General features: G+C 70.5%; 20 protein-coding genes. 12 read left to right on the top strand and 8 right to left on the bottom strand.

Features of this window, described 5'->3' with window-relative positions:
• The first annotated feature begins 31 nt into the window (after positions 1–31).
• The 5 genes from atpA (at position 32) to KGQ19_RS03110 (ending at position 5,496) form a co-directional block, all read left to right on the top strand.
• Complete coding sequence (gene atpA, locus KGQ19_RS03130; protein ID WP_212007508.1) at positions 32–1,672, top strand: F0F1 ATP synthase subunit alpha; 1,641 nt, start codon at positions 32–34, stop codon at positions 1,670–1,672.
• A 150-nt stretch (positions 1,673–1,822) separates the two neighbouring features.
• Positions 1,823–2,404: a hypothetical protein gene (locus tag KGQ19_RS03125; protein ID WP_212007507.1), complete on the top strand. Its 582-nt coding sequence runs from the start codon at positions 1,823–1,825 to the stop codon at positions 2,402–2,404.
• A complete protein-coding gene (locus KGQ19_RS03120; RefSeq protein ID WP_212007506.1) occupies positions 2,401–2,955 on the top strand; it encodes a hypothetical protein in 555 nt (184 codons plus the stop codon). Before KGQ19_RS03125 ends, KGQ19_RS03120 begins: the two co-directional genes overlap by 4 nt.
• A 238-nt stretch (positions 2,956–3,193) precedes the next feature.
• Complete coding sequence (locus tag KGQ19_RS03115) at positions 3,194–4,246, top strand: acyl-CoA desaturase (RefSeq protein WP_212007505.1); 1,053 nt, start codon at positions 3,194–3,196, stop codon at positions 4,244–4,246.
• A gap of 314 nt (positions 4,247–4,560) precedes the next feature.
• Positions 4,561–5,496, top strand: coding sequence for a SigB/SigF/SigG family RNA polymerase sigma factor (locus KGQ19_RS03110; RefSeq protein WP_230418130.1), 936 nt, complete (start codon positions 4,561–4,563; stop codon positions 5,494–5,496).
• Between the two features lie 95 nt (positions 5,497–5,591).
• Here the strand turns inward: KGQ19_RS03110 and KGQ19_RS03105 are convergent, their stop codons facing one another.
• The 3 genes from KGQ19_RS03105 to KGQ19_RS03095 all read right to left on the bottom strand — a co-directional run bounded on the left by KGQ19_RS03105 (position 5,592) and on the right by KGQ19_RS03095 (position 9,303).
• Positions 5,592–7,412 (bottom strand): APC family permease, encoded by a 1,821-nt coding sequence (locus KGQ19_RS03105; protein ID WP_212007504.1) that lies wholly within the window; start codon positions 7,410–7,412, stop codon positions 5,592–5,594.
• A 197-nt stretch (positions 7,413–7,609) separates the two neighbouring features.
• Positions 7,610–8,338, bottom strand: a complete 729-nt coding sequence (locus KGQ19_RS03100) for a GAF and ANTAR domain-containing protein (protein ID WP_212007503.1) — start codon at positions 8,336–8,338, stop codon at positions 7,610–7,612.
• Positions 8,339–8,556: 218 nt separating this feature from the next.
• Positions 8,557–9,303, bottom strand: a complete 747-nt coding sequence (locus tag KGQ19_RS03095) for an ANTAR domain-containing protein (protein ID WP_212007502.1) — start codon at positions 9,301–9,303, stop codon at positions 8,557–8,559.
• Positions 9,304–9,493: 190 nt separating this feature from the next.
• On the opposite strand from KGQ19_RS03095, the gene KGQ19_RS03090 reads away from it, so the two are divergent.
• The gene (locus KGQ19_RS03090) at positions 9,494–10,924 is read left to right on the top strand and encodes a serine/threonine-protein kinase (protein ID WP_212007501.1); all 1,431 of its coding nucleotides are present in this window, start codon (positions 9,494–9,496) and stop codon (positions 10,922–10,924) included.
• Positions 10,925–10,987: 63 nt separating this feature from the next.
• Positions 10,988–11,368 (top strand): hypothetical protein, encoded by a 381-nt coding sequence (locus KGQ19_RS03085; RefSeq protein WP_212007500.1) that lies wholly within the window; start codon positions 10,988–10,990, stop codon positions 11,366–11,368.
• Positions 11,369–13,036: 1,668 nt separating this feature from the next.
• On the opposite strand, the gene KGQ19_RS03080 is transcribed toward KGQ19_RS03085, so the two are convergent.
• The gene (locus KGQ19_RS03080; RefSeq protein WP_212007499.1) at positions 13,037–13,999 is read right to left on the bottom strand and encodes a pirin family protein; all 963 of its coding nucleotides are present in this window, start codon (positions 13,997–13,999) and stop codon (positions 13,037–13,039) included.
• A gap of 11 nt (positions 14,000–14,010) precedes the next feature.
• Positions 14,011–15,996, bottom strand: a complete 1,986-nt coding sequence (locus tag KGQ19_RS03075; RefSeq protein ID WP_212007498.1) for a DNA polymerase IV — start codon at positions 15,994–15,996, stop codon at positions 14,011–14,013.
• A 251-nt stretch (positions 15,997–16,247) separates the two neighbouring features.
• On the opposite strand from KGQ19_RS03075, the gene KGQ19_RS03070 reads away from it, so the two are divergent.
• Complete coding sequence (locus KGQ19_RS03070) at positions 16,248–17,054, top strand: methyltransferase (protein WP_212007497.1); 807 nt, start codon at positions 16,248–16,250, stop codon at positions 17,052–17,054.
• A gap of 258 nt (positions 17,055–17,312) precedes the next feature.
• A complete protein-coding gene (locus tag KGQ19_RS03065) occupies positions 17,313–17,741 on the top strand; it encodes an SCO2097 family morphological protein (protein WP_212007496.1) in 429 nt (142 codons plus the stop codon).
• A 144-nt stretch (positions 17,742–17,885) separates the two neighbouring features.
• Here the strand turns inward: KGQ19_RS03065 and KGQ19_RS03060 are convergent, their stop codons facing one another.
• The 3 genes from KGQ19_RS03060 to KGQ19_RS03050 form a co-directional block, all read right to left on the bottom strand.
• On the bottom strand, positions 17,886–20,672 hold the full coding sequence (locus KGQ19_RS03060; protein WP_212007495.1) for a transglutaminase TgpA family protein: 2,787 nt from the start codon (positions 20,670–20,672) through the stop codon (positions 17,886–17,888).
• Positions 20,673–20,769: 97 nt separating this feature from the next.
• On the bottom strand, positions 20,770–22,101 hold the full coding sequence (locus tag KGQ19_RS03055) for a DUF58 domain-containing protein (protein WP_230418129.1): 1,332 nt from the start codon (positions 22,099–22,101) through the stop codon (positions 20,770–20,772).
• A 17-nt stretch (positions 22,102–22,118) separates the two neighbouring features.
• Positions 22,119–23,084 carry an AAA family ATPase gene (locus tag KGQ19_RS03050; RefSeq protein ID WP_368862045.1) on the bottom strand — a complete coding sequence of 322 codons (966 nt, stop codon included), beginning with the start codon at positions 23,082–23,084 and terminating at the stop codon, positions 22,119–22,121.
• Positions 23,085–23,755: 671 nt separating this feature from the next.
• Between KGQ19_RS03050 and mraZ the strand changes: the two genes are divergently transcribed.
• The 3 genes from mraZ (at position 23,756) to ftsL (ending at position 26,343) form a co-directional block, all read left to right on the top strand.
• Positions 23,756–24,199 carry a division/cell wall cluster transcriptional repressor MraZ gene (mraZ, locus tag KGQ19_RS03045; RefSeq protein WP_212007493.1) on the top strand — a complete coding sequence of 148 codons (444 nt, stop codon included), beginning with the start codon at positions 23,756–23,758 and terminating at the stop codon, positions 24,197–24,199.
• A 321-nt stretch (positions 24,200–24,520) separates the two neighbouring features.
• Complete coding sequence (gene rsmH, locus KGQ19_RS03040; protein ID WP_212007492.1) at positions 24,521–25,471, top strand: 16S rRNA (cytosine(1402)-N(4))-methyltransferase RsmH; 951 nt, start codon at positions 24,521–24,523, stop codon at positions 25,469–25,471.
• Between the two features lie 2 nt (positions 25,472–25,473).
• On the top strand, positions 25,474–26,343 hold the full coding sequence (gene ftsL / locus KGQ19_RS03035; protein WP_212007491.1) for a cell division protein FtsL: 870 nt from the start codon (positions 25,474–25,476) through the stop codon (positions 26,341–26,343).
• The last annotated feature ends 16 nt before the right edge of the window (positions 26,344–26,359 follow it).

The following is a 26,359-nucleotide window of genomic DNA, read 5'->3' as shown; positions in this document are numbered from 1 at the left end:
GTCCATCGAATCGAAGAGAACAGGAATAGCCATGACGGAACTCACGATCCGTCCGGATGAGATCCGGGACGCGTTGGAGCGCTTTGTCGATTCTTATGAGGCGACGACGGCGCCGATCGATGAGGTCGGGGCTGTGACCGTGATCGGTGACGGTATCGCCAGGGTCGAAGGTCTGCCCTCAGCCATGACCAACGAGCTGCTGAAGTTCGAGGACGGCACTCTGGGCATCGCCTTGAACCTGGATGTCCGGGAGATCGGCGTGGTCGTGCTCGGCGATTACGAGGGGATCGCTGAAGGCCAGACGGTGAGCCGTACCGGCGAGATCTTGTCGACGCCGGTCGGTGACAACTTCATGGGCCGGGTGGTGAACCCGCTGGGTGAGCCGATCGACGGCCTGGGCCCGATCGAGGCCGAGGGGACCCGGGTTCTGGAGTTGCAGGCTCCGGGTGTGATGGCCCGGCAGTCGGTGAAGGAGCCGTTGCAGACCGGTATCAAGGCGATCGACTCGATGACGCCGATCGGCCGTGGCCAGCGTCAGCTGATCATCGGCGACCGGCAGACCGGCAAGACCGCGGTGGCCGTGGACACGATCATCAACCAGAAGCAGAACTGGGAGTCGGGCGACCCGAAGAAGCAGGTCCGCTGCATCTACGTCGCCATCGGCCAGAAGGGTTCGACCATCGCGGCCGTCAAGGGCGCGTTGGAGGAGGCCGGCGCGATGAAGTACACGGCGATTGTCGCCGCCCCCGCTTCGGACTCGGCGGGTTTCAAGTATCTGGCGCCGTATACCGGTTCGGCCATCGGCCAGCACTGGATGTATGACTCCAAGCACGTGCTGATCGTCTTCGACGACCTGACCAAGCAGGCTGAGGCCTATCGGTCGATGTCGCTGCTGCTGCGTCGTCCGCCGGGGCGCGAGGCCTATCCCGGTGACGTCTTCTATCTGCATTCGCGTCTGCTGGAGCGTTGCGCGAAGCTGTCCGATGAGATGGGTGCCGGCTCCATGACCGGTCTGCCGGTGATCGAGACCAAGGCGAACGACATCTCGGCGTTCATTCCGACCAACGTCATCTCGATCACCGACGGTCAGGTCTTCTTCGAGACGGACCTGTTCAACTCCGGTGTGCGTCCGGCGATCAACGTGGGTACCTCGGTGTCCCGCGTGGGTGGTTCGGCGCAGGTGCGGGCGATGCGTTCGGTGTCCGGTTCGCTGCGTGTGGAGTTGGCGCAGTTCCGTGACCTGGAGGCGTTCGCGGCCTTCGCCTCGGACCTGGACGACGCGTCCAAGGCGCAGCTGGCCCGTGGTCAGCGCATGGTCGAGATCCTGAAGCAGGGCCAGTACACGCCGTACCCGGTCGAGGACCAGGTGGCCGCGATCTGGATCGGTACCTCCGGCTCGATCGACGATGTGCCGGTGTCCGACGTGCGGCGTTTCGAGAGCGAGTTCATCTCGTTCCTGAAGACCAGCCACGAGGAAGTGCTGGCGACCGTCCGGGAGACCGGTCAGCTCTCCGACGACACGGTCTCGGCGTTCAAGGACGCGGTCGCGCAGTTCAAGCGCGGCTTCGAGCTCGGCGACGGCAGCCTGCTGGCCGACCGGAACAAGGCCGACGCCATAGACGAGGACAACGTCGGCCAGGCCACGATCACCAAGCACGTCAAGGCCAAGTGAGAGCGCACAGAGAAGCTGGCTCTGAAGCCGGGCTCTGAAGCCCGGCCCTGAAGCCCGGCTCCGAAGTCGGGTTCTGAAGTATGTGCGCTACCCCGTTTGAATCCGGTGATTCGGGTACTCATGGGCGGAAGCCCCTTTGAGGAGGCCCTCATGATCATCGCCGCGGTCTTCGCCGTCATCGCCATCGTCCTGGTCATCGCCTTCGCGGCGTACAGCGGCCGGCACGAGTACACCAAGCGCCGGATCCGTACCGCGTTCGGGCCCGAATACGCCCGGGTGCGGGCCGAGCAAGGCGGAACGCGCGCCGCGGATCGGGAGCTGGCGCGGCGCAGCCAGATGCACGACAGGCTTCCCCTGGAACCGATCAGCGCGAACGACCGGGAGTTCTACGCCACGTCCTGGCAGCACATCCGAGGCGGTTTCCTCGATGACCCGGGGGTCGCCGTGACGAGTGCCGCGCAGCTGCTGACCCGGCTGTTGGAAGCCAGGGGATATCCCGTCGACGATCAAGGCGAGCAGTTGGCGCTGCTCTCGGTCCGGCACGGACCCGCCCTGGCGGACTACCGCCAGGCGCTGTGGGTCAGCGAACGCCTGCGGACCAATCCGGCGTCGATGCCGACCGAGGCGAAACGCGAAGCCCTGATGCAGTACCAGACACTCTTCGAAGACCTGCTCACCGAGCCCGGTGCAGCGGTGTCGCGCAGGATCAAGGAATCGGAGGTTACACCGTGAACGCCGAACCGGTTATGAACCAGGACACCTTCCCCACCGAGCCGACCCACCGGTGGGCTGACGACGGTGGCGTGCTCACCGAGGAGCGGTCGCCGGAGCCGGATTCCGTCGAGCAGGAGTCCGTGGAGCAGGAGTCCGTGGAGCAGAAGTCCGTGGAACAGGAATCCGCGGAGCAGAAGTCCGCGGAACAGGAGTCCGCGGAACCAGAATCCGCAGAGCTGGAGCCTGCGGAGCCGCAGACGTCGATGGAGACCTCGTCCAAGGCGACGTCGGACCCGGTCGTCAGCGGCCCGCTCTTGAGCGACGCGGCGGAGCAGGCCTTCCTCAGCCGCTGGGCCGAGATCCAGGTCGGCTTCGTGGAGGACCCGCCGCAGTCCGTGCGTGACGCCGACCAGCTCATCGACGAGATCGCCGCGGCCCTGCTCGAGGCTTTCCAGGCCCGCAGGACCGATCTGGCGGCCGACTGGCAGGACGGCAGTCCCGGAACCGAGGAGCTGCGCCTGGCGCTGCGGCGCTACCGCGCTTTCGTCGGCGTCATCCTCCCCAAGTAACACCCCCTGGACCGGTGCCGCGTCTCACCCCGCGAGGCGCGGCATCGCAGCAGGCGGCGCCGTCCTTCCGAGGACGTCGTCCCACCGCCCGGCCGCTCCTGGCCCGCGCCCGGCCAGCGGCCGTAGAATGCCTGTGAAGCACCCAATCATCGCAGCCCGACCGAGTTTTCGATCAGGTCTGGACCTCACGCCGGTCTCGTGACCCGCCTCGCTGCATTCAACCAGTGAGGTAACCGCCATGGCTGCTATCCCCTATGACGGCGTAGAGCCGTTTCCCGGCCACCCGCCGACCGCCACGACGCCGGTCCAACGCAGAATCCAAGTCGCCGTGACGGCCCTGCTGGTCACCGCGCCGCTGCTCGGCCTCGTCGCCGCGGTGTGGTTGTTGTGGGGGAGGGGCGTCGGTGCCGTCGACCTGCTGTTGGCGGGCTTTTTCTATTTCCTGACCGGGTTCGGCGTGACCGTGGGCTTCCACAGACTGCTGACCCACCGGAGCTTCACCGCCAAACCGGCCCTGCGCGCGGGGCTCGCGGTCGCGGGATCGATGAGCTTCCAGGGCTCGGTCATCAGCTGGGTCGCGACCCACCGGCGGCATCACGCGTTCACCGACCGGCCCGGCGATCCGCACTCGCCCTACCGGTACGGCACCGGACCGGTGGGCCAACTGCACGGCCTGGTCCACGCCCACTTCGGCTGGCTGTTCGGCGACGACCCGACCGACGTCGACCACTTCGCCCCGGACCTGGTGGCCGAACCGGCCATGCGCCGGATCTCCGGGATGTTCCCCGTGCTGTGTGTGGCGTCCTTGGCCCTGCCCGCTCTGGCCGGCTGGGCGATCGGCGACTTCGCCTGGACCGCGGGAGTCACGGCACTGATATGGGCCGGACTGGCCCGGGTGTTCCTGCTCCAGCATGTGACGTGGAGTGTCAATTCCCTGTGTCACCTGATGGGCACGCGGCCGTTCGCGACCCGCCGCCACGACCGGGCCACGAACCTGTGGCCGCTGGCCCTGCTGTCGATGGGCGAGAGCTGGCACAACACCCACCATTCCGATCCGTCCTGCGCCCGGCACGGCGTGGATCGCGGCCAGATCGACCTGTCCGCCGGGGTGATCCGGCTGTTCGAGCGCCTCGGCTGGGCCACCGATGTGCGGTGGCCCGACCCCCGGCGCCTGGCCGAGCACCGGCTGAGTCCGGCTGCCGCGCCCGCGCCCGCGTCCGCGTCCGCCTCCGTGCTCCCGTCCGCGCTCCCGCGTACCGGGCCGCTGGCCCCTCGTGATCGCGCCAGGTAGGAGCCAGGGGCGCTATATACGCACCGTATCGATTCGCGCTACTGTGGCTGTAACTTCATACGCCCCAGACTTTGGCGCCGTGAATTCCGACGCGCCGTATGCGGTCGGGGCAGGCACCGGTTTCACCCTCGGCCGCGAAAGCCCTCCCACGCAGTCGACGCCCCATATGCGAAAGCGTAGGGCGCTTCATGGGCACAGCTTCCATCAGCACGCCGGCACGCGCGGTGCGACCACGCGTGCCACGAGGTCAATCGCGCCGTTCCCGGACGGGCTCTGGACTCCGCACCCGGCCCGACGCGACAGGCCGCGACGCGATGGGAGGCGTCGCGACTGGCCGGGATGCGACCAGCTGGGATGCGACAGACATCGATGTGATCGGCGGCGATGCGACCGCCGCCGTGCTTGTGCCGCACCAGCGCGGCCGGGCCCACGACCCCGCCTTCGAGCCGCGGATCGGTCACGGCCGCGATCGCCACGGTCGTGACCGGACCGATCAGCGGGCCGCGGCGCTGCGGTCTTTGGACCGGATGCACAGCCTGGCACCCGACGACGCCGAACGGTCCGCTCTGCGGACGGCCGTGATCACCGAGTACATGCCCTACGCCCGCTATGTCGCGGGCCGCTACGGCGTGCGCGGCCAGGCCGCGGAGGACTTCCTCCAGTCCGCCTATGTCGGCCTGGTCAAGGCGGTCGACCACTTCGATCCCGGCTTCGGCACCGGCTTCCTCACCTTCGCCACCCCCACGATCCTCGGGGAACTCAAGCGCTACTTCCGGGACACGACGTGGGCGGTCCACGTGCCGCGACGCATCCAGGAGCTCAGCAGTGAACTGCGAGACGCCACCGAGACCCTCTCGCAGGACCTGAACCGGGCTCCGACCGTCCAGGAACTCGCGGTGCTGCTGGCCGCCGATCCGGGGGAGGTGGCCGACGCGATCGGCGCGACCGGGCTGCACGCCGTGGGGTCCCTGGACGTGCCGGCCGCCACCGAGGACGGGTCCGGCTCCTCGCCGGTCGACCTGATGGGTGCCGACGATCGTGGCATCCAGAACGTCATCGATCGCGAGACCCTGCGACCGCTGTTGGCGACCTTGTCCGCGCGGGAGAAGGAGATCCTGCTCATGCGCTTCTTCCGGAGCATGACGCAGACCGAGATCGGCAAGGAGCTCGGCGTCTCGCAGATGCAGGTCTCCCGTCTGCTCACCGGGATCCTCGGCAGGCTCAGGACACACGCCGGCGGTGACGTGTAGTAGCCGTTGGCCCCGACTCGCTCTAGCCGTCGGCCCCGACTGGCTCTCGCAGTAGCCGTCGGCTGTGACCCGCGGTTGCCGCCGGAGGCGATCGTCTACCGCGAGGTGAGGCGGTAGGGGATGGTGCAGATGACGACATCGGTGCTGGCGCGCAGAACCGCTGCCAGCAGCAGACCGCGCTGGTTCTGCAGGATGCGGTAGCGCCACCGGTGCGGCTGGACCTCGACGATGAGGACCGCGACCTGCCGACTGCCCTCCGCCGCCTGTCGGACGTAGGCGACCATCGGGTGGACCAGCGACCGGTGCGGACTCACCAGGGTTTCGAGCCGGACACCGGGATCCCACCGGTCCCAGGCGTCGCGGAACTGCGAACACTGCCCGGGATCCGGCCAGACGCTGACCGCGACCACATCGTCGGCCAGGGACCGGGCGGCGTACAGCGCGTGCTCGGTCAGCTTGCTGACACTGCCGACCGGGACGATCACCAGGCTTCGGGTCGGCGTCAGCGGGGGTGTGGAGGTTCCGGACAGGTCCAGTTCGCGGCCGACAGCCGTGTAGTAGCTCTGGATCCGGGCGAACAGCAGCATCAGCGCCGGCACGGTGATCACCACGACCCAGGCCCCGGACGCGAACTTGGTCATGATGAACACGACGGCGGCCAGCCCGGTCAGGGCCGCGCCGGTTCCGTTGAGGGCGGCGCGCAGCCGCCAGCGCGGCGGGCGTTCGCCGAACCAGTGGCGGACCAGCCCGGTCTGGCTGATGGTGAATCCGATGAAGACCCCGATCGCGTACAGCGGGATCAGCCGGTCCGTGGCCGCGTGCACCGCCGTCAGCAGCAGCCCGGCCAGCAGCGCCAGGGCGACCACGCCGTAGCGGTAGACCGGGCGCTCGGCACGCAGGCCGAACAGGTGGGGCAGGCGGTTGTCGCGGGACAGCAGGCTCATCAGGACCGGCAGTCCGCCGAAGCTGGTGTTCGCGGCCAGGGCCAGGATCAGGGTGACGATGATGTTCGTGGCGTAGTACGCCCAGCCGGTGCCGAACGAACCCGCGGTGAGCTGAGCCAGCACCGTGACGCCCCCGCGCGGCGCGACATGCTGCCGGTGGATCAGGACGCCCAGTCCGAGGAGCATGGCGGCCAGCAGCCCGCCGAGCATCAGCTCGGTGCGCTGGGCGCGTTCGGCGCGCGGCTCGCGGAAGGTCGGCACCCCGTTGGCGATGGCTTCGATCCCGGTCAGCGCCGAGCAGCCGGCGGCGAAGGCCTTCAGCACCAGCAGCACGCTCACCGCCTCGACGGCATGGACGGGTGCGGCCGTGCCCACCACCGCCGCCGGATGCGTCCGGAACAGCCCGGCGCCGATGACGGCGAAGACGGCGCCGAGGAAGAGCAGCATCGGCACCATGAAGGCCCGCGCGCTCTCGGCGACGCCCCACAGGTTGATACCCGCGATCAGGACCAGACCGAGCAGGGTCATGCCGAGGATGTGGTGCGCCAGAGACGGGAACACCGAGGCCAGGCTCGCCGCACCGGCCGCCAGGCTGACCGCGACCGTCAGGACGTAGTCGACCACCAGGCTGGCGGCGGCCAGCAGGCTGACCGTGCCGCCCAGGTCCTTCTTGCCCACCGCGTAGGCGCCGCCGCCGTCCGGATGCACCGCGATGACCTGGCAGTAGGAGACCACCAGCACCGCCAGCAGCACGGTGATGGCGATGGTGATCGGCAGCGTCAGCCGCAGCGCGGAGGTGCCGGCCACCGCCAGCACCAGCAGTATGGCCTCCGGGCCGTAGGCGACCGAGCTCAACGCGTCCAGCGACAGCGCGGCCAGGCCGCCGAAACTCGTCAGATGATCCTTCTCGCCCTCGCCGTGCCGGTGCGGGACGCGCGGCACCAGTTTCTTCGACGCCGTTCCGTAGCCCATGGCAGATCCAGATCCCTGATATCGAAGCCCAGTCGAAACCAACGCTATCGATCGGTCGCAGGAATCGATCGCAACGCCACCGGCCGAAACGCGGGTCGGCCGACGCCCCTCCTGCTGTCCGGAACGCCGGAGCCCAAACCGGCGCGGCGCCGAGGCGATCACCGGGCTCGCCGGCTCCAAGGTGTTCGTTCCAGCGGTCAGGCGCCCCACAGTTCGGCCGCCGCCGCCGAGCGTTCGGCGACGTCACGGGCCACATCGGAGAGTCGCAGATTGTGGTTGCGGGCGTGTTCGCGCAGCAGCCGGAACGCTTCGTCGACGCCGACCTGGCGGCGCTCGGCCAGCACCCCCTTGGCCTGTTCGATGACGATGCGGCTGTTCAAGGCGCTCTGCAGCTGCGCGGCGAGCAGCTCGGCCTGGTGCAGGCTGCGCTGGGCCAGGATGCCGATGGTCGCCACGTCCGCCAGCGCCTGCCCGGCGCGGACGTCGTCCTCGGTCAGCACCCGGCTCTCGGCGCTGAAGAGGTTCAGGGCCCCGATGACGGTCTCCCGCAAGCGCAGCGGCAGGGCGTGCACCGCCACGAAACCCGAGTCCCGCGCGGCTTCGGCGAACTGGGGCCAGTGCTCGGCGTTGGCCCCCAGATCGGCGTTGACCACGGCGGTGCCTGTGCGGCAGCAGTCGACGCAGGGACCGGCATCGGTCTGTAGTTCGAACAGTTCCACCAGCCGCGCGCTCTCGGTGGAGGCCGCCGCGGCGTGCAGATGCCCGCGCTGGTCGATGAGCATGATGCCGGCGGCGTCCACGTCCAGGAGCCGCACGCAGCGCCCGGCCAGGGTGAGCAAGAAGTCGATGACGTCGAAGTCGTCGACCAGGGTGTCGGCGACCTCGACGAACGTCTCGACGAGTTGTCGTTCACGGGTCACGCTCATGCCTCCAAGGTAGACCCGCCAGGCAGGTCGCGGGTGTGGCCGCGCCGTCCAGCTGAGGTCGGGGATGTCTGTGATCCGGGGGTCACTGATCGGGCTGTCACTGGTCCGGGCTTCCTGTCGCAGGTCCGGGTGCCATTAGGTGCGGGTGTCATAGGTCTGCCGTAGGTCCGGGTGCCATGGGTGCGGGTGCCATGGGTCTGCCGTAGGTCCGGGTGTCCTCACCGATCCGAGGCGTCGAAGCGCAGGCGGCGGGCCACCACGTCGGCGGCGAGGTCGGCCAGCGGACGGTCCTCGGCCCAGGCCCGGGCCCGCAGCCGGACCAGCGCCTCGGCCAGGTTCACCCCGAGCTGCACGCTGACCATCCCGGTCGCCTGGTGCACCTCGGCGCGGTAGGTCACGGGCTGTGCCCAGCCGGGGCCCGGTCGCCCGGCGTCCTCCGGCGCGGACCACTGCCTGTGTAACAGGGCGAGCGTCACCGCGTCGGCCAGCGCGAGCGCGTCGGTCATCTGGCCCGCCGCCAGGGCGCCGGGGGCGCGCCGATGCGCGAGCATCGTGCCGACCCCGATCGCACCGATCCGCAGCGGGAACACGAACAGCGCCCGCGCGCCCAAGCCCATCGCGGCCGGGGAGAACGCCGGCCAGCGGGCCAGGGCGTCGGCCAGGTCCGGCGTCAGGACCGGGACCCCGGTCACCGCGGCGTCCCGGCTCGGTCCCTCGCCGAGCGTGAACTGCAGGTCCTCCAACGCGGCGCCGACCGCCTCACCGCCCCAGGCCGGCACCGTGCCCGCGGGCCCGGTACCCACCCCGGCGCACATGCCGTCGACTCCCACGATCCCGGCCACCGTCGAGGAGGCCAGATGCGACAAGCTGTCGCCGCCGTCGCCGCTCCCGCCACGGTCCAGCCGCGCCAGGACCGTGGCCATCCGGTCGCTGACCACCTCGGCACCGCTTTCTTCGGAACGCACCAACGACACCGGACATCACCTACGGTAGTCCCCTCCTGACGGCCTCGAAGACCACCGTGCCGAGTCAGGACGCGGCCAGGTTGCCCGCCCGCGGCCGGGACGTCCGCTGTGTACACCGACGTTCACGACGGCTATCCTCCTGGCGGGAGTCGGTCCCGGGGCATGACAGCATTCGTATGGGGGATTGTCGATGGCTGAGATCGGGACGTTGGTGGGGGGTCGCTATCGGCTGATCGAACTATTGGGCGTCGGCGGCTTCGGCCGGGTCTGGGAAGCGACCGACGAGCAGTTGGGCCGGGCCGTGGCCGTCAAGGAGGTCATGCTGTCACTGTTGCCGCCCGCACAGCACGCGGAACGGCTCGACCGGGCCCAGCGCGAGGGACGCAACGCCGCGGCCCTGGCGGATCACGCCAACATCGTCACCGTCTATGACGTCGTCATCGAGGACGGCGCACCGTGGATCGTCATGCAGTTGGTACGCGGCACCTCGCTGCGGACCGCGCTGCTGTCCGACCACGCCGATCCGGAATCGCCCGGCGCTCCGCTGGAAGTGGACGCCGTAGCGAGGATCGCCGAAGCCATGCTGTCCGCACTGGGCTTCGCACACAAGGCCGGCATCGTGCACCGGGACGTCAAACCGGCCAACATCCTGCTTTCCGACGACGGACAGATACTCCTCACCGACTTCGGGATCGCCAAAGCCGAGACGGACACCACCATGACCGTCTCCGGATCGGTCATGGGCTCCATGGCATACATGGCGCCGGAACGCGCCGAAGGCCAGAACGACGGCCCGGCCGCCGACCTGTTCTCCCTCGGGGCGACACTGTTCGAGGCCGTGGAAGGCGTCTCGCCGTTCGAGAAGAAGAACAGCCGCACCGGTACGCTGACCGCGATCCTCACCAAGCCGCTGCCGCCGATGACCCGCGCCGGACGGCTCGCCCCCCTCATCAGCGCACTGACACTGAAGCTGCCCGAGCAACGACCCACCGTCGCCCAGGCCCAGGCACTCCTCGCCGGCGGCCAGCCCGACGGGTGGACCGCTCCGTCTCCGGACCTCGTAGCCACCGAAGCAGTGCCGGCACACGCGAAAGCGGACCCGGGCAAGAAACCGAAGATGCCGTGGGAATCAGTGACCTTGGGCGCCAGCTCCGGACTCCCGCGCCCGCCGGTCATCGACAAGCCGCAACCGCAGCCACCGACGAGTCCCGCGACCTCGACGTCTTCCAGTTCAGGATGGGGCTCGATCATCGGCGGGCTTCTCTTCCTCGTCGTCCTGGTCTTGCACCAGCCCATCTGGAACTACGTCCACGACCACTTCACGAGCGCGACGCCCTACGACATCAAGAACATCAAGCAGGGCCAGTGCTTCCACGCGATGCCGCCAGGCGCGGACAAGAACGGGCCATGGGCCCCGATGACGTGTGGAACCGCACCGCCGGCCGGCGAAGCGGTCTGGCAGGTACTCCGCCGCTTCGACGACCCGACGGCGACGTGCACCACGGACACCGTGCCCGGCTGGGGCGGCTCTGACGAACGCTGGCAGCCGAGCGACAAATCGTACACACTCTGTGCCGGACTGGTGAACGACCCCACGGCGAGCGCGACACCGTCGTCGTGACGGGTATGAGGAGGACGCCGGCGCGCGCTGGGGCCGGCCGGACAGGGGCTGGGGGGTCGGGCGATGGAGATCGTCACCGCGCAGATGTTGGCCGGTGCGTTGTCGAAGGCACTGGACGCGGCTGGGGGCGAAGCCGGGCGGCGAAGTCTGGCCGGGTTGGCGTGGATCGTGGGGAAGTGGAAGACGCGCTCCGGCGGCGAAGCCGGGGAAGCGTTGCCTGCGTTGGACAGCCCGCTGCAGCCGGAGCAGGTACCGGGACTGGCGCAGGCCCTGGCAGCCGCGGCTGCCGCCGATCCGACGCTCGCCGCCGAGCTGGCCGACTGGCACCGGGCGGCTGTCGTCACGGTGACCGGAGCTGGCGACGTGACCGGCACGGTCTCGGGGACTGTGGACGGCTCTGTCGTGCAGGCTCGTGACATCGCCGGACCTGTCACCTTCAACTAGCGCCGTATCAGGCAACGTTTGCTTCGGTGATGATTTGGCGTTGGCGTGCCGGTTTTGCTGGCTGCGGATGGCTACTGGCGGGATGCGGTAGGGACTGGTTTGGGGTGGCCGGGTTCGGGTCGGTTTTTGTGGGGTCGGGGTTTGTTGGCCGTGCTGCGGTTTTGTTGATGGTTTCAAGGCTTTTTACGGCCTTCGGTAATAGTTGTGCCGGTTCGGGGTTCGGGGTGGTGGGTGTGTTTGTCGGCTGCCGGTTTTCGTGTTCACAACCCCGCCCCACCTCAGGCCTCTTCAACTCCAGCAAGTCGGGGCAAGGGCACAGGCCAGATCAAGAGCAAGATCAACGGCGCAGGCAAGATCAAGAGCTGAAGATCAAGGTCAAGGGCTGTGGTGAAGGGCCGGGCCTCCGGCGGGCCTCGGCAACCTCAGGGAAACTAGCGCGGTTCCCTCGGGTGGCCGGGTCGGTCTCAGCGGCGGCGGCCGGTGAGGTGGTGCGGTCCGTTCCCCTCGGTCGCGTCGTCAGCCCGGGGGGTACAGCACCGGTGTCCGGGGGTAAAGTCCGCGCGCGGCGGTCATGCAGGTAGGCGGCGGTTTTGTACGGCGCGAACTTGACCCCCGGCCACCGGCACTGTAGGCGAAGCCCTGCCGACGCGACCGAGGGGAACGAACCGAAAACCGGTCGGAGAATGGCAAAGCCCAGTGGTTCGGTACCGGCGGCTCGGCAAATTCGGCCGCCGGTTCAGCGCCTGGCAGCGCACCAGCCCCGAGGTGCACATTCCCGGCTGGCGGGTGCGGATCGCGCCGACTACCAACACAGACACCGGCGGATAGCGGATCGACCTCGCCACCAAAGCCGATGCTGCGGACAGCAAGGCCAGCCGGGGATATCAGTCGCGGTTGGTTGCTGTGGCACGGCCGCACCGCACCCGGGCATGTTCTCGACCAACTGACCAGCGACCCGCCGCCACAGCCTCACCGGCAGCTGCGTCACCAAGCCGTGTCCTCGTTCCTTGCGATTGCTATTCTTCCGGCTGGTTTTCGGTTCGTTCCCCTCGGTCGCGTCGGCAGGGCTTCGCCTACAGTGCCGGTGGCCGGGGGTCAAGTTCGCGCTGCACAAAACCGCAGGTCAAATGCTCGACCGCAAGCGCGCGGACTTTACCCCCGGACACCGGTGCTGTACCCCCCGGGCTGACGACGCGACCGAGGGGAACGGACCGCACCACCCCACAAACCGCCGCCGCTGAGACTAGATTGGCCACCCGAGGGAACCGCGCTAGTTTCCCTGAGGTTGCCGAGGCCCGCCGGAGGCCCGGCTCTTCATCACAGTTCTTGATCTTGATCTTGCTCTTGATCTTGCCCGTGCTCGGACCTACTGGAGTTGAAGAGGCCTGAGGCGGGGCGGGGTTGTGAACGCGAAGACCGGCAGCCGACAAGCACACCCACCACCACGAACCCCGAACCGGCTCAACTATGACCGAAGGCGTAAAAAGCTTTGAAACCCACAACCAAACCGCAACCCGGCCCGCAAACCCCAGCCTCCCCAAAAGACCCGAACCGCCAGCAGCCCCCGCCAGCAACCCTCACCAGCAACCCTCACCAGCAACCCTCACCAGCAACCCTCACCAGCAGCAGCTATCAGCAGTACCCACCAGCAGTACCCACCAGCACCCACTAGCGACCCCCACGCCCACGAGCCTTGAGCCGCACCCCAGGCAGCGGCGGAGCGGGGATGCGCTCGGCGACCGTGTGCCCTGCGATGTCCGGGAAGCGCTCGGTGTTGCGCTTCTCCCAGTCGTTGCGTGCCTGCTCAATGTCGTCGTGGGTGCGTGCTACGAAGTTCCACCACATGACGATGTCCTCGCGGAATGGTTGGCCGCCGAGGAGGATCAGGTGGGCGCCGGTGTGGGTGGTGAGTGTCAGTTCGCTGCGGCCGGTGCCTAGGTAGAGGAGTGGGCCGGGTGGGACGGTCGTGTCGGCGGTGGTGAGGTCGCCGGCGATGACCATGATGGCGTGCTCGTGGTAGTTGGTCAGGGGGATGGTCGCGGTGGCGCCGGGGTTGAGGGTGATGTCCGCGCCGAGGATTGGGGAGTAGGTCGTTGCCGGGGAGGTGACGTTGTCCAGGGTGCCGAGGAAGACCAGTGCGCGTAGGCCTGGGAGCTCGTAGACGGGGAGTTTCTGGTGCTGCTCGAAGTGCGGGGCGATGTCTCGGTGTTCGTCGGGCAGGGCGGTCCAGAGTTGGAGGCCGTGGCCGAGCTGCCCGGGCTCGATGCCGAACTCGGAGTGGGCGATGCCGCGGCCGGCGGTCATGATGTTCAGCTGGCGCGGGCGGACCACGACGTCGGAGCCCACGCTGTCGCGGTGCCGGATGTCGCCCTGGAATGGCCAGGTGACGGTTTGCAGGCCGATGTGGGGGTGCGGGTTGATGTTCATCGCGGCGGCTTGGGGGCCGAAGTGGTCCAGGAAGCACCAGGCGCCGACGGTCGGCAGGACGCGCTGGGGGAGTGCGCGCATTACGTGGACGCCGCGTACGCCGCCGAGGGGGACGTCGCGGGCTTCGTGGAACTCGGCGACCGGGCCCGGGTCGTCCTTGGCCGGGCAGTCCTGTTCCGGTGGGTTGGCGTCGAGGTTGCTCACGGTGTCGGCTCTCAGTGTTCGCCGGAGCGGTCGCCGGCCGGGGAGTCGGCGGCGGGCCAGCGCACGTGCTCCTCGTACTCGGGGTGCTTGCGCAGGTAGGCGGCGATGAACGGGCACACCGGGATGATGGCCTGGCCCCGGGCCACGGTCTCGTCCAGCGCCCGCCGCGCCAGCACCGATGCCAGCCCCTTGCCCTCGAACTCGGGCTCGATCTGGGTGTGCACGAAGACCGTCGCGTCGTCCCGTCGCCGGTAGGCGGCGAAGCCCGCGAGGCGGTCGCCGTGCCAGATCTCGAAGCGGTCTTCGAGTTCGTTGTCGACGACCTCGGTCTTGGTGGGCTCATCAGTCATGTCGCCGATGCTAATGCCGTCGTCGGGGCCGCGCCCGGCGAGTAGTTCGAGCGCTTCCCGGGCGACGTCCGCGGCGTCGGCGAGCCGCAGGGCCGGGTCGTCGGAACGCAAGGTCTTGATACGCCCCGAGCCGGTCCACGGGCGTTCGAACCGCACGGTCACCCGGCCCAGTCCGCTGCCCTGTACCCAGCCGCCGCCGAACTCGTCGTGGGCCACGTCCTGGCCGGGCAGGAAGCGGCGCTCGCCTTGCGCGGTCTCGACGGCGCCGCGGGTTCCGGGTGGAAGCGGTCCGAACTGGCGCGGGGAGCGCTCGCCTTCGACGGTCGGGACCGGGGTTGTTATGTCGGCCGGGTCGGGCTGCGGGGCGGGATCCTGGGTCGGCTGCGGGTCGGGGTCCGGTGCGGCTGGAGCGGTCGGAGCGGCCGGTGCGGCCGGAGCGACCGGGCCCTCGACCACCCCCCGCGGCATGTCGAAGTCCTCGTCGGAGTCGCCCGGCCCGGTCTCGGCGTCCCGATCCCAGAAGTCGAGCGTGTCGTCGTCCTCTTCGGTGCTGAACAGGTCGAGCTGGGCCCACTCGGCGAGTCCGGTGAGCCCCACGCCCAGCAGCCGGACGCCCGGCGTGAGCTGGGTGGCGGCCGCCACCGCCCCGGGCAGCATGCGGTGGGTGGCGGCCCGGATGGCCGCCGGGTCGTCGGTCGGGTTGGGCGTGGTCTCGCTGCGGGACACGGTGGTGAAGTCGTGGCCCCGGACCTTGATGGTGATCGTCCGGCCGGAGCGGCCCGCCTTGCGGATCCGGCTGCCCAGCCGGGTGACCAGGTCGTCCATGTGGGAGGTGATGGTGGCCGGGTCGAGGAGGTCTTCGGCGAAGGTGTCCTCCACGCTCACCGACTTCAGCTCCCGGTCGGTGCTGACGTCGCGGTCGTCCTGGCCGCGGGCGATCGCGTAGAGGGTCGCTCCGTAGGAGGCGCCCACGGCGGCGGTCAGTTCGGCATGGCTCAGGGTCCGCAGTTCGGCGACGGTGGTGGCGCCGATCTTGCGCAGCCGTTCGGCGGTGGCCGGGCCGACGCCCCACAGCGCCCGCACCGGGAGCGGGTCCAGCCAGGTCTGCTCGGTGCCGGGTTCGATGATGACCAGGCCGTCGGGCTTCTCGGCGTCCGAGGCGATCTTCGCGATGAGTTTGCTGCTGCCGGCGCCGATGGAGGCGGTGAGTCCGGTTTCGTCTTTGATGCGGGTTCTGAGGTCGTCGGCTACTTGTCGTGCTTTCAGTGTCGCATTACGGCTCGATTGTCTGTCAATCGGTTCCATTAAGTGTGATATGTCGATGAATGCCTCATCGAGGCTGAGCGGTTCGACCAACGGCGACAACTCGTGCATCAGCGCCATGACCCGTTCGCTGTAGACCTGGTACGCGCCGAAGCGGGGGATCAGGTACGCCGCGTTCGGGGCCCGGCGGCGGGCGATCCCGGTCGCCAGCGCCGAGTGCACGCCGAAGGCCCGCGCCTCGTACGACGCGGTCGACACCACGCCCCGGTTCCCGATGCCGCCGACCACCACCGGCTTGCCGCGCAGGCTCGGCTTGTGCAGCTGCTCCACCGACGCGTAGAACGCGTCCAGGTCGACGTGGAGGATGGAGGGCAGGCTGCGCACCCGACCATCGTGCCCCGAGCCACTGACACCTGCTGGCAGTGACGCGGTGGGAGTGATGTGCCGGGATTGATGTGCCGGGGACGCCGACCCCCGCCACCGCCCCGCGAGACACCCCGGACCACCCGCCCCCCGGTCCACTACGCTGGCCCTGAAGCCGCACCGTGCCACGATGAAGCCCCAGGTGGTTGCACCGAGGCCGCCGCGAAGCCCGCCGAACCCCAGCCGAGCCGACCCGCAGGAGTGCACCCCTCATGGCCGACAGCGCCGCCAGCGCGACCGCCGCCCCCGCCGCGAGCGCGGGATCCGCCGGACCGGGTCCGGCCCCGGCCCGCCGCGGCCAGGCCCGCACCGCCGTCCTGTGGCAGGCCGTGAGCGCCGTCCTGGACGCTCCCACCCCCCGCGACGTGCTCGACGTCGGCGGCGGCACCGGCGGCTTCGCGGTCCCGATCGCCGAGCTCGGGCACCGGGTCACCGTCGTGGACCCCAGCCCCGACGCGCTGGCCGCGCTGGAGCGCCGGGCCGCCGAGGCCGGCGTGCCCAAGGACGCGCTGCGGGCCGTCCAGGGCGACCTCGCGGGCCTGCTGGAGCACGTCGAGCCGGGCAGCGTGGACCTGGTCCTGTGCCACGGCGTCCTGGAGATGGCCGACGACCCGGCGGTCGGGCTGGCCGTGGTCGCCGACGTGCTGCGCCCCGGCGGCGTGGTGAGCGTGCTGGCCGCCAACCGGACCGCGGCGGTGGTGGCCCGGGCCCTGGGCGGGCACTTCGCCGAGGCCCGGCGCGCGCTGGCCGACCCGCGCGGCCGGTTCGGGGCGCAGGACCCGCTGGCCGCCCGCTTCGACGAGGAACAGCTGTCCCGGCTGCTGGCCGACGCGGGGCTGACGGTGCAGTCGGTGCACGGGGTGCGGGTGTTCACCGACCTGGTCCCCGGCGCCCTGGTCGACACCGAGCCGCACGGCGCCGCGGATCTGGCGGCGCTGGAGGCGGCCGTGGCCGACCGCCCGGAGTTCCGCGCGGTGGCCGGGCGGCTCCACTTGCTGGCCCGCAAGATCGCTTCTTGACTTCCGCTCACGCGAGAACCAGACCGTTCCGGAAGCGAACCTTTTCCCGCTCCGAAACGTTCTTGTAAGGGGTGGACCTGACAGCGTCCCCGCCATCGCCGATGACGCCATGAGTAGCCCAGCGCATACCAGGGCATCGTTCCGATGAAGGGGTCGTGTGATCCGTTCCGATGGGAGCTTTCGTAGACCCCGTGGTCTGCTTATTCTTGAGACAGTCACCGCCGATGGGTGGCTGTGGATGCTGGGAGGATAGGCCAAGTGCCGCTGTCTGATCATGAGCAGCGCCTGCTGGAGCAGATGGAGCGCGCGCTGCACGCGGAGGACCCCAAGTTCGCCTCCGCGCTGCAAGGAGCGGACCTGCGCGCGCTGTTCCGGCGCCGTGCCCTCCTGGCCGTGATCGGCTTCGTGCTCGGCGTCGGCATGCTGGTCGCCGGAGTGGTGATCTCGCAGATCGCGCTGAGCGTGGCCGGCTTCGTGGTGATGCTGGCCTGCGCCTGGCTGACCTACGCCAGCTGGCGCCGGATCCCGGCCCCCGGCGAGATCGTGCCGATCGCCCGCCGCCGGGCCCGGGCCGTGACCGGCAAGGGCGGCGGCCGGCAAGGGCGCCAGGGCCGTCAGGCCAAGCAGCCCACGATGCGCCGCTTCGAAGAGCGCTGGCAGCGCCGCCGCGACGAGGGCAACATGTAGCGGCACGCTCCGCACAAGCTTGAAGGCCGGGCCCCGTGATCGGGGCCCGGCCTTCGTTCTGTGATCTGTTACCCGGATCTGTTACCCGCGGTCACCGGGCCGCGGCCGGGGCCGGGCGGATGCGGCTCCCGGGCCCGGGTCTGGTCACCGACCGCCGTGGCCGTCGCCGCGGTCAGGCCGGGAGCCGGCCGACCCGCCCGATCCGGCCGACCCGCCCGACTCGCCGGACCCGGATCCCGATCCCGATCCGGACCCCGATCCGGACCCGCCCGGCCTGCCCGGCTCGCCCCGCGACCCGCGAGGCCGCAGCCGCGACCCGGCGCCCTGCACCCGCTCATAGACCCGTCCGGTGAAGTCCTCCCGGCGCTCCCGCAACGCGGCCAGCGCCGACGGCGGCAGCACCGTGGCCCGGATCCGGGTCCGCCGGGACACCGGCTCGGCCAGCCCGGCCCGGATCACCTTGACGTCGTCCATCAAGGCCGGCGTCGGCGCGGCCCCGGACGCACTCGGACGGCGCAGCGTCCGGGCGTAGCTGGCCCGTTCGGCCAGCCCGGTGACCCGGCCCATCGCGTCCTGGGCCGGCCGCGACAGGTGCGCCTGCCGGATGATCCGCTCGGCGCTGCGCCGCGGGGTCTCCGAGCTCGGCCAGGTGTAGCCCAGGTCGGTGGCGCTGTCCCGCACCTCGTCCCAGGCCGCCAGGATCCGCAGCCGCTCCGGGTCCTCCTCGGGCCGGCGGGCCGAGGGCCCGTCGGCCGACTCCCAGTCCAGGCCGTCGTCACCCTCGGGACCGTCCTTCGCCCGCCGGCCGGAGGCCAGCTTGCCGCGGGCCCGCCGCCGGATGATCCGCAGCACCATCGGCACGCAGGCGACGAGCAGCAGGGCCAGCAGGACGAACCGCACCGCGATGGCGTATCCGGACCCGCCGAACAGCCAGTACTGCAGGAACCGCGGGATCGCCCCGAGCCAGCCCAGCCAGCTGAACTTCGACTTCGCCGCCGGGGTCGCGGTGCCGGTGCCGGTGTCGGTGTCGGTGCAGCCGCCGGCCTTGCGGATCTGCACCGGGCACTTGTTGGCCGAGGAGGCCGTGGAACTCGGGCCGGTGGTCGACGTCGGGTTCTGCGACGGCGTCGTGGTGCTGCCGGCGGTGCTGGTGCTGTAGTTCGGGATCCGGCCGTGGCCGCCGCTGATCAGGGTGTTGTCGATGCCCACGGTCGGCTCGAACCGCAGCCAGCCGACGCCGTGGAAGTACAGCTCCGGCCAGGAGTGGTAGTCGTGTTGCGTCACCTGCCACGTGTTGCCGGTCTGTACCCCGGGGGTGAAGCCCAGGGAAACCCGCGCCGGGATGCCCACCGCCCGGGCCATCGCCGCCATGGTGTCGGCGTAGTCCTGGCAGAAGCCTTTCTTATTGTGGAGCAGGTACAGCATCGCGCTGGCGCCGGTCATGTTGTCCGGCACGTTCAGGGTGTAGGAGAAGCCGTTGGCCGGGTCCAGGAAGTAGTTCTGGAGCGCCTGTGCCTTGTCGACCAGGTTGGTCTTGCCCGCCACGATGCTCTTGGCCAGCTGCACCACTTCGGGCGGGATGCCGGTGGGATCCAGGTCCTGGGCCAGCTTGAACTGGGACATGTCCTGTGCGGTGAGGCCGCTGACGCCGGCCAGTGTGGCCGGCGCGAGTGAGGTCGTGTCGTAGACCGTCGCGCTGTAGGACATCCCGTCGTAGACCGGGCTCACGCCCATGACCGCCAGCGAGTTGGCGTCGTAGGAGAAGCCCGCCGTCGGGATCCCCACGTGCTTGGCCGGGTACGGCAGCGGCAGCGAGCTCAGCCCGGTGGCGGTGACCTTGGTGGTCGTCTGGGAGTTGTATTGGATGTTCAGGTTGACCGTGGGCGGCTGGACGCCGCCGTTGAGGGTGAGGCCGGGCACGGTGGCCGAGACGGTCCCGTCGTCCGGGAGCGGGTTCATCGGCGCGTTCGGATCCGGGGTCCACGGGATGTTGCTCTTGGCGTTGAACTCGTCCAGAGTCTGCAGCCGCAGGTACTCGGGCTTGGGCGAGGTGTAGTTCAGCACCGGGGCGTCGGAGTTGGAGGCCAGGCTCGACTTGAGGTTCAGGACCTGGCTGAACGAGCCGTTGTCCTTCTTGTGGCCGTTCCCGTTGCCGCTGTCCGGCCCGATCCCGAACAGGCCGCCGGAGACCGTGGGCAGCAGGATCGGCGCCAGCACCGCCAGCACCAGCGCGTACATCGTGATCTGGTGGCCGGTGGCGGCGATCGGGCCGGTGTCCACCCGGGCCTTGGGCGCCGCGACCGGCTTGCCGTCGGCCCCGGTGCGCTGCCGCCCGGCGTGCACCAGCGGCCGGCCCCAGCGGCCCAGCCGGTCCCGGCCCTCGGCCGAGAGCAGCGCGGTGTAGCCGGCCGCGGCCAGCGCGAACGCCAGCCAGTCGTAGCCGCCGCCGCTGCGGGTGGCCGGGACCAGGTACAGCGCCAGCAGCGGCAGGCCGGCCAGCGGGGCCGCCGCGTAGGTCGCGGCCAGCGCGTCCACCAGCACCGCCAGCGCGCTCAGCGACAGCACCAGGATCGCGGCGATGCCCGAGGTGGCCTGGCCGCCGACGAAGGTGTCGCGGATGTCGTGCGCGCCGGTCGAGTACAGGCTCCCGAGCCTGCTGAACACCGACCAGGTCGGCAGCACGCCGAGGAACGCCTCGTCGTGCGCCAGCAGCACCATGTCGTACCAGAACACGACGACGGCCTGGGCCAGCACCACCAGCGGCCGGGGCCGGATCAGCCGCCGGAACAGCTCGCCGGAGGCGGCGGCCACGATCACCGCCAGCACGATCGGCCACACCCACGTCCCCGGCGCCAGCAGCCGCAGCAGGCCGGAGGAGGTGAGCAGCAGCGCGACGGCCGCGGCTATGCCTATGCGCAATCTGCCGGTCATCGCTTCCAGCCCCCGTCGTCTGGTCGGTCCCAGAAATCCCTGTGCGCACCCGTATCGACGCGCGCTCCCGTATCCACGCGCGCACGCGCACCGGTGTTCATCGCGTGGCCCTCAGTTCCATCTTGGAACCGTGCCGCGCCGCCTGCTCCCAGAGCTCCGGCAGCCGGTCGCCCGGCTCCACCTCCACCACGCGCCACCCGCCGACCCGTAGCACCTGCGCGGAGCCGGTGAAGCGGGCCTGGGACTGGGGCATCGGACGACCGCCGAGCCAGGCCGAGGTGTCCATCGCGAACGCCACGCCGGAGGTCGTGGAGTGCCGGACCCGGGCCAGTTCCGAGGCGTCGTCCCCGGACAGGTCGCCGAGCACGGCGATCACCAGGCTGTCCCCGCCGCCCTGGCGCAGCATCGAGTTCGCGCCGGACAGCGTCGCGGCGTTGCTCATCTCCACCACCGCCAGTGCGTCCAGCAGCATGCCCTCGAAGTCCAGGCCGACCGCCGCCGAGGAGTCGTGCGCCGCGGCGGTCACCGCCTGGCCGGTCTCGGTCAGCAGCCGCACCGCGTAGCCGTGCCGGGCCATGTGGATCGCGATCGAGGCGGCCGAGGAGACCGCCCACTCGAAGGACGAGGCCGGGCCGTCGCCGCGGTGCGCGATCGCCCGGGTGTCCAGCAGGATCGTGGCGCGGCTCTGCCACACCTGCTCCTCGCGCCGGACCATCAGCTCGCCGGTGCGCGCGGTCGAGCGCCAGTGCACCCGGCGCAGGTCGTCGCCGTGCCGGTACTCGCGGGTGCCGATGTCGTCCTCGCCGGCCGCCGCCACCGAGGTCGCGTGGCCCTCGCCGCGGCCGCTCCAGGCCTGGCCGACCGGGGCGTTCGGCAGGGTGTGGACCTGCGGGGTCACGGTCAGCGCGTGCTGCGCCGAGAACGAGCGGGACAGCTCCACCAGCCCGAACGGGTCGGCCAGCCGCAGCGCCAGCGGGCCGAGCAGGTAGCGGCCGCGCACGTCGGAGCGGACGCGGTAGACCACCCGGCGCCGGCCGTTGGGCTCGACCTTGTTCAGCACGAAGCGCGGCCGGGAGCCGAGTACGTACGGCACCCGGTCCTCGACCAGCAGCGTGCCCGAGGGCAGCCGGGAGACGTTCTCCAGCCGCAGGTGCACGCGCGCCTCCTGGCCGACCCCGACCCGGGCCGGCTCCAGCGCCCGCCGGCACGACACCCGGTACCGGGTGCGGGCCAGCACCATGATCGCGATCAGCGGCAGCATCGCCAGCATCGCGCCGACCCGCAGCAGCACCTTGTAGTCGAACAGCATGCCGCAGGCCATCGCCGCCAGGCCCGCGGCCAGGAACGACCGGCCCCGGGTGGTGAGCCCGGACAGCCGCCCGCCGCGTCCGTCGGTGTTCTCGGTGTTCTGGTTTTGTTGGGCGGACATGATGCCCTTCCTCGGCGCTAGCGGCGGGAGTGGTGCGCACCGCCGCCGAGCGACGGCACCGGGACCGCGGCGACCAGCCCGGCCACCACCTGCTCGGTGGTGCGGCGGCTGATCTGGGTCTCGGCGGTGGGCAGCAGGCGGTGCGCCAGGACCGAGACCGCCAGGTGCTGGATGTCGTCCGGGAGCACGAAGTCGCGGCCCTCCATCGCCGCGGCCGCCCGGGCCGCCCGGACCAGCTGCAGCGTGGCCCGGGGCGAGGCGCCCAGGCGCAGCTCGGGGGAGGTGCGCGAGGCGTTCACCAGGTCCACGGTGTAGCGCCGGACCTCGTCGGAGACGTGGATGTGCCGCACCGCCTCGATCAGGTGCGCCACCTCGGAGGCGTCGGCCACCGGGCGCAGGTCGTCCAGCGGCGAGATCTGGCCGTGGGTGTCCAGCATCCGCAGCTCGGCGGCCGGGGCCGGGTAGCCGACGGAGATGCGGGCCATGAACCGGTCGCGCTGGGCCTCGGGCAGCGGGTAGGTGCCCTCCATCTCGATCGGGTTCTGGGTGGCCACCACCATGAACGGCGCCTCCAGGTGGAACGTGGTGCCGTCCACCGTCACCTGCCGCTCCTCCATCGACTCCAGCAGCGCCGACTGGGTCTTGGGCGAGGCGCGGTTGATCTCGTCGCCCACCACGAAGTTGGCGAAGATGGCGCCGGGCTTGAACTCGAACTCCTTGCGCTGCTGGTCGAAGATCGACACCCCGGTGATGTCCGAGGGCAGCAGGTCCGGGGTGAACTGGATCCGCCGCACGGTGCAGTCGATGGACTTGGCCAGCGCCTTGGCCAGCATGGTCTTGCCGACCCCGGGCACGTCCTCCAGCAGCAGGTGGCCCTCGGCCAGCAGCACCGTGACCGCCAGCTTGACCACCTCGGGCTTGCCCTCGATGACCGTCTCCACCGCGGTCCGGATCCGGGTGGTGGTCGCGGCGATGCGCTCCAGGTCGGCGGGGCCGACCCCGGTCCGCGCACGCGCGCCGGGCGCCGTGACGGCGTCCAGACCGCCGCCGCCCCCGGTGTAACCCAGTTCGCTGTTGCCGACCGTCACAGGTTCCTCCCACCGCTGTCAGATCGGCCGTGCGGTGATCGCACGGCCGCCCCGCCCGCCGCCGCGGATTCTCCGGATCTGTTCCGATCCGGGACCCCGCGCCGGCCAGGCCCCCGCCGCGCACTCCTTCGCACGCGACCGATAGCACTCCACCGCTGATCGCACGGCGCGCGGTCAGCAGAAAACATGTACTCCTCAGATCTTCGCTCACAGCGGGGCCGGTAGGGCAATAGATCCGGTCAAAAGTTTGTCCCACTGGTCTGGACCACCCGCTTTCCCCGCTCGTTGAAGACAAGACGCGTGCCGGACGATTCCCGTTGCACCGCCCGTTCGGGGCAATCACCGAACGGGTGTCCGAGGCCACTGTGACCTGCTCGGATTCCACGTTCCCGGGTTGCCCGCGAGGTTTGGTGGAGTACAGTGGGGGGAAGTGGAGCGGCACCGGGCCCGGATTCGGCCTACCGCGCAATGCGCAGATTTTTTACGGACCCGCCGTTCTATCGATACCGACCTGGACACCGACCTGGACACCGACTTGGACGCCGACGGCCCGGGAGGAGGCGCGAGTGTTCCTCGGGACCTACACGCCCTCCTTGGACGACAAAGGCCGGTTGATCCTGCCGGCCAGGTTCCGCGAGGAACTGGCTGCGGGTCTGGTGGTGACCAAGGGGCAGGAGCGCTGTCTGGCGGTGTGGACCGCCGAGGGCTTCGCCGAGTTGACGGCGCAGATGCGCAGCGCCTCCCGGCCCGGCTCGCCCGAGGCGGGCATCGGCCGCTCGTCCCGGGACTACCACCGGGTGTTCTTCGCCAGCGCCTACGACTGCCAGCCGGACACGCAGGGCCGGATCGTGATCCCGGCGCCGCTGCGCGAGTACGCCGGGCTGACCCGGGAGTGCGTGGTGATCGGCGCCGACACCCGGCTGGAGGTCTGGGACGCCACGGCGTGGGCCGACTACCTGGGCGAGGCCGAGTCCGCGTTCTCGGCGAGCGGATCGGAGGCGGCTCCCTAAGACTGCTCTCTGCTATATACCCCGCAAAATACCCCCTGCCCTCTACTCCTTGCTTCCGGATCGGCTTGCTCAGGCGAGATCGACGAGATCAGCCGGCTCGGACCACGCGCCGCGCGCCCTGTGGCCTCCTCCCGCTCGACCGGCCCGCCGCGGCTGGCACACCTTCCCCGGTGCCAGCCCGCGGTGAGCCGGAGAACGGGCGGGGACCAGAAGGTGCGCGGCGTGCGTGGCTCAGGCGCGCGGCGTGCGCGGCTTATGAGGTCGGCTCGGTACCGTGGGCGCGTAAGAAGACGGCACTGGCGAAGGCGGAAACCACCACCGATGACTAGCGCGACGCATATCCCGGTCATGCTCGAACGCTGCGTCGACCTCCTCGGCCCGGCTCTGGAGCGGCCCGGCGCGGTCGTGCTGGACACGACATTGGGGCTCGGCGGGCACAGCGAGGCGTTCCTGAAGCGGTTCCCGAACGCGCGGCTGATCGGCCTGGACCGCGACCCGCAGGCGCTGGAGGCCGCGGGCAAGCGCCTGGCGCCGTTCGGCGAGCGCGCGACGCTGGTGCACGCGGTGTACGACGAGATCCCGGCGGTGCTGGACCGGCTCGGCGTCCCGGCGCTGTCCGGGACCTTGTTCGACCTCGGAGTCTCCTCGCTCCAGCTGGACATGCGCGAGCGCGGGTTCGCGTACAGCTACGACGCGCCGCTGGACATGCGCATGGACTCCACCGGCGGCATCACGGCGGCGGAGATCGTGAACACGTATCCGGCCGCTGAGATCGCCCGCATCCTGCGCGACTACGGCGAGGAGCGCTTCGCCCGCCGCATCGCCGAGAACATCGTGGCCGAACGCGACCGGGAACCGTTCACCACGACGGCGCGTCTGTCCGAATTGGTCCGGGACTCCATCCCGGCGGCCACCCGCCGCACCGGCGGCCACCCCGCGAAGCGCACCTTCCAGGCCCTGCGCATCGCGGTCAACGACGAACTCCCGGTGCTGGAGCGCGCGCTGCCGGCGGCGGTCGCGGCGACGGAACTGGGCGGACGGATCGCGGTGCTGTCGTACCACTCGCTGGAGGACCGGCTGGTCAAGCGGGCCTTCGCGGCGGCCTCCGAATCGGCGGCGCCGCCGGGACTGCCGGTGGTGCCGGAGCAGTACCAGCCGAAATTCAGGCTGCTGACCCGGGGCGCCGAGCCGCCGACCGAGAAGGAGATCGCGGAGAACCCGCGGGCCGCCTCGGCGAAGCTACGGGCTGCCGAGCGTGTGAGGAAGGGGTAGCGGTGGCTTCGGGTGCTGGTGGTTCGACGGGCTCGGGCGGGGGCGAGGTCAAGGGCGAGGTCAAGGGCGGCGGCGCTCGGCCGGCCGGGCCCGGTGGATCGGACACGAGCGGGAGTGGCTCGGGCAAGGCCGGCGGTTCCGGTGTGCGCGAGAGCGGCGTCGGGGCGAGCCGATTAGGCGCCTTGAGCGATTCCGGCGGCGCGGCGGGCAAGCTCAGCGCGGTGCGTGGTGGTGCCGGCAGCGGGTCCGGCGGCTCCGGGCGGGGCGGCGGGATCTCCCCGCGGCTCGTCGTGCTGGCCGGGCGTAAGGGCACGCCTTCGCTGTTGCCCTTCGTGGCCGTCTTGTTGGTGCTGGGCACGGTCGGCCTGGTGGCGTTGCTGTTCCTCAACACCGAGCTGAACAAGGGCGCGTTCACCATAAAGCAGCAGAAAGCCACCGCGACCAAGCTCGAGCAGCAGTCCGAGCAGATCCAGCAGTCCCTCAACAGCCTGGACGGCCCCGGCGCGCTGGCGTCGAAGGCCTCGCAGATGGGCATGGTGCCGAATCCGGACCCGGCGTTCCTCGCGCCGAACGGCTCGGTGCTCGGCTCGCCCACCCCCGCGCCGACGCCGACGCCTTCGCCCTCCACCTCCGAGCCGGCTGGGAACGGTGCGCCGCCTGGCGAGGCCGTCCTGCCGACCACACCGGCGCCGACCACCCCGGTGCCGCCCGCGCCGAACGGCCCGGGTGCCAAGCCCAACGCGGTGCCCCAGCCTCCGGTCGCGCACCCGCCGGTCCCGAACCCGCCGGTTCCGCGCTCCCCGGCACCGGCCACACACACCCCGCCCCCGACTCCCATCCCGACGCCGACCCCAACGGGAGAGCAGCGATGAGCGACCGAGACCGCCC

The organism is Catenulispora pinistramenti (genome assembly GCF_018274385.1).
GTDB lineage: Bacteria > Actinomycetota > Actinomycetes > Streptomycetales > Catenulisporaceae > Catenulispora > Catenulispora pinistramenti.
The sequence above is the reverse complement of the archived record's forward strand: the minus strand, read 5'-3'. Positions and strand labels throughout refer to the sequence as shown.

Coding starts and splice junctions, on each gene's coding strand:
- atpA (WP_212007508.1), top strand. CDS start 32: ATGACGGAACTCACGATCCGTCCGGATGAGATCCGGGACGCGTTGGAG.
- KGQ19_RS03125 (WP_212007507.1), top strand. CDS start 1,823: ATGATCATCGCCGCGGTCTTCGCCGTCATCGCCATCGTCCTGGTCATC.
- KGQ19_RS03115 (WP_212007505.1), top strand. CDS start 3,194: ATGGCTGCTATCCCCTATGACGGCGTAGAGCCGTTTCCCGGCCACCCG.
- KGQ19_RS03110 (WP_230418130.1), top strand. CDS start 4,561: ATGGGAGGCGTCGCGACTGGCCGGGATGCGACCAGCTGGGATGCGACA.
- KGQ19_RS03105 (WP_212007504.1), bottom strand. CDS start 7,412: ATGGGCTACGGAACGGCGTCGAAGAAACTGGTGCCGCGCGTCCCGCAC.
- KGQ19_RS03100 (WP_212007503.1), bottom strand. CDS start 8,338: ATGAGCGTGACCCGTGAACGACAACTCGTCGAGACGTTCGTCGAGGTC.
- KGQ19_RS03090 (WP_212007501.1), top strand. CDS start 9,494: ATGGCTGAGATCGGGACGTTGGTGGGGGGTCGCTATCGGCTGATCGAA.
- KGQ19_RS03085 (WP_212007500.1), top strand. CDS start 10,988: ATGGAGATCGTCACCGCGCAGATGTTGGCCGGTGCGTTGTCGAAGGCA.
- KGQ19_RS03070 (WP_212007497.1), top strand. CDS start 16,248: ATGGCCGACAGCGCCGCCAGCGCGACCGCCGCCCCCGCCGCGAGCGCG.
- KGQ19_RS03060 (WP_212007495.1), bottom strand. CDS start 20,672: ATGACCGGCAGATTGCGCATAGGCATAGCCGCGGCCGTCGCGCTGCTG.
- KGQ19_RS03055 (WP_230418129.1), bottom strand. CDS start 22,101: ATGTCCGCCCAACAAAACCAGAACACCGAGAACACCGACGGACGCGGC.
- rsmH (WP_212007492.1), top strand. CDS start 24,521: ATGACTAGCGCGACGCATATCCCGGTCATGCTCGAACGCTGCGTCGAC.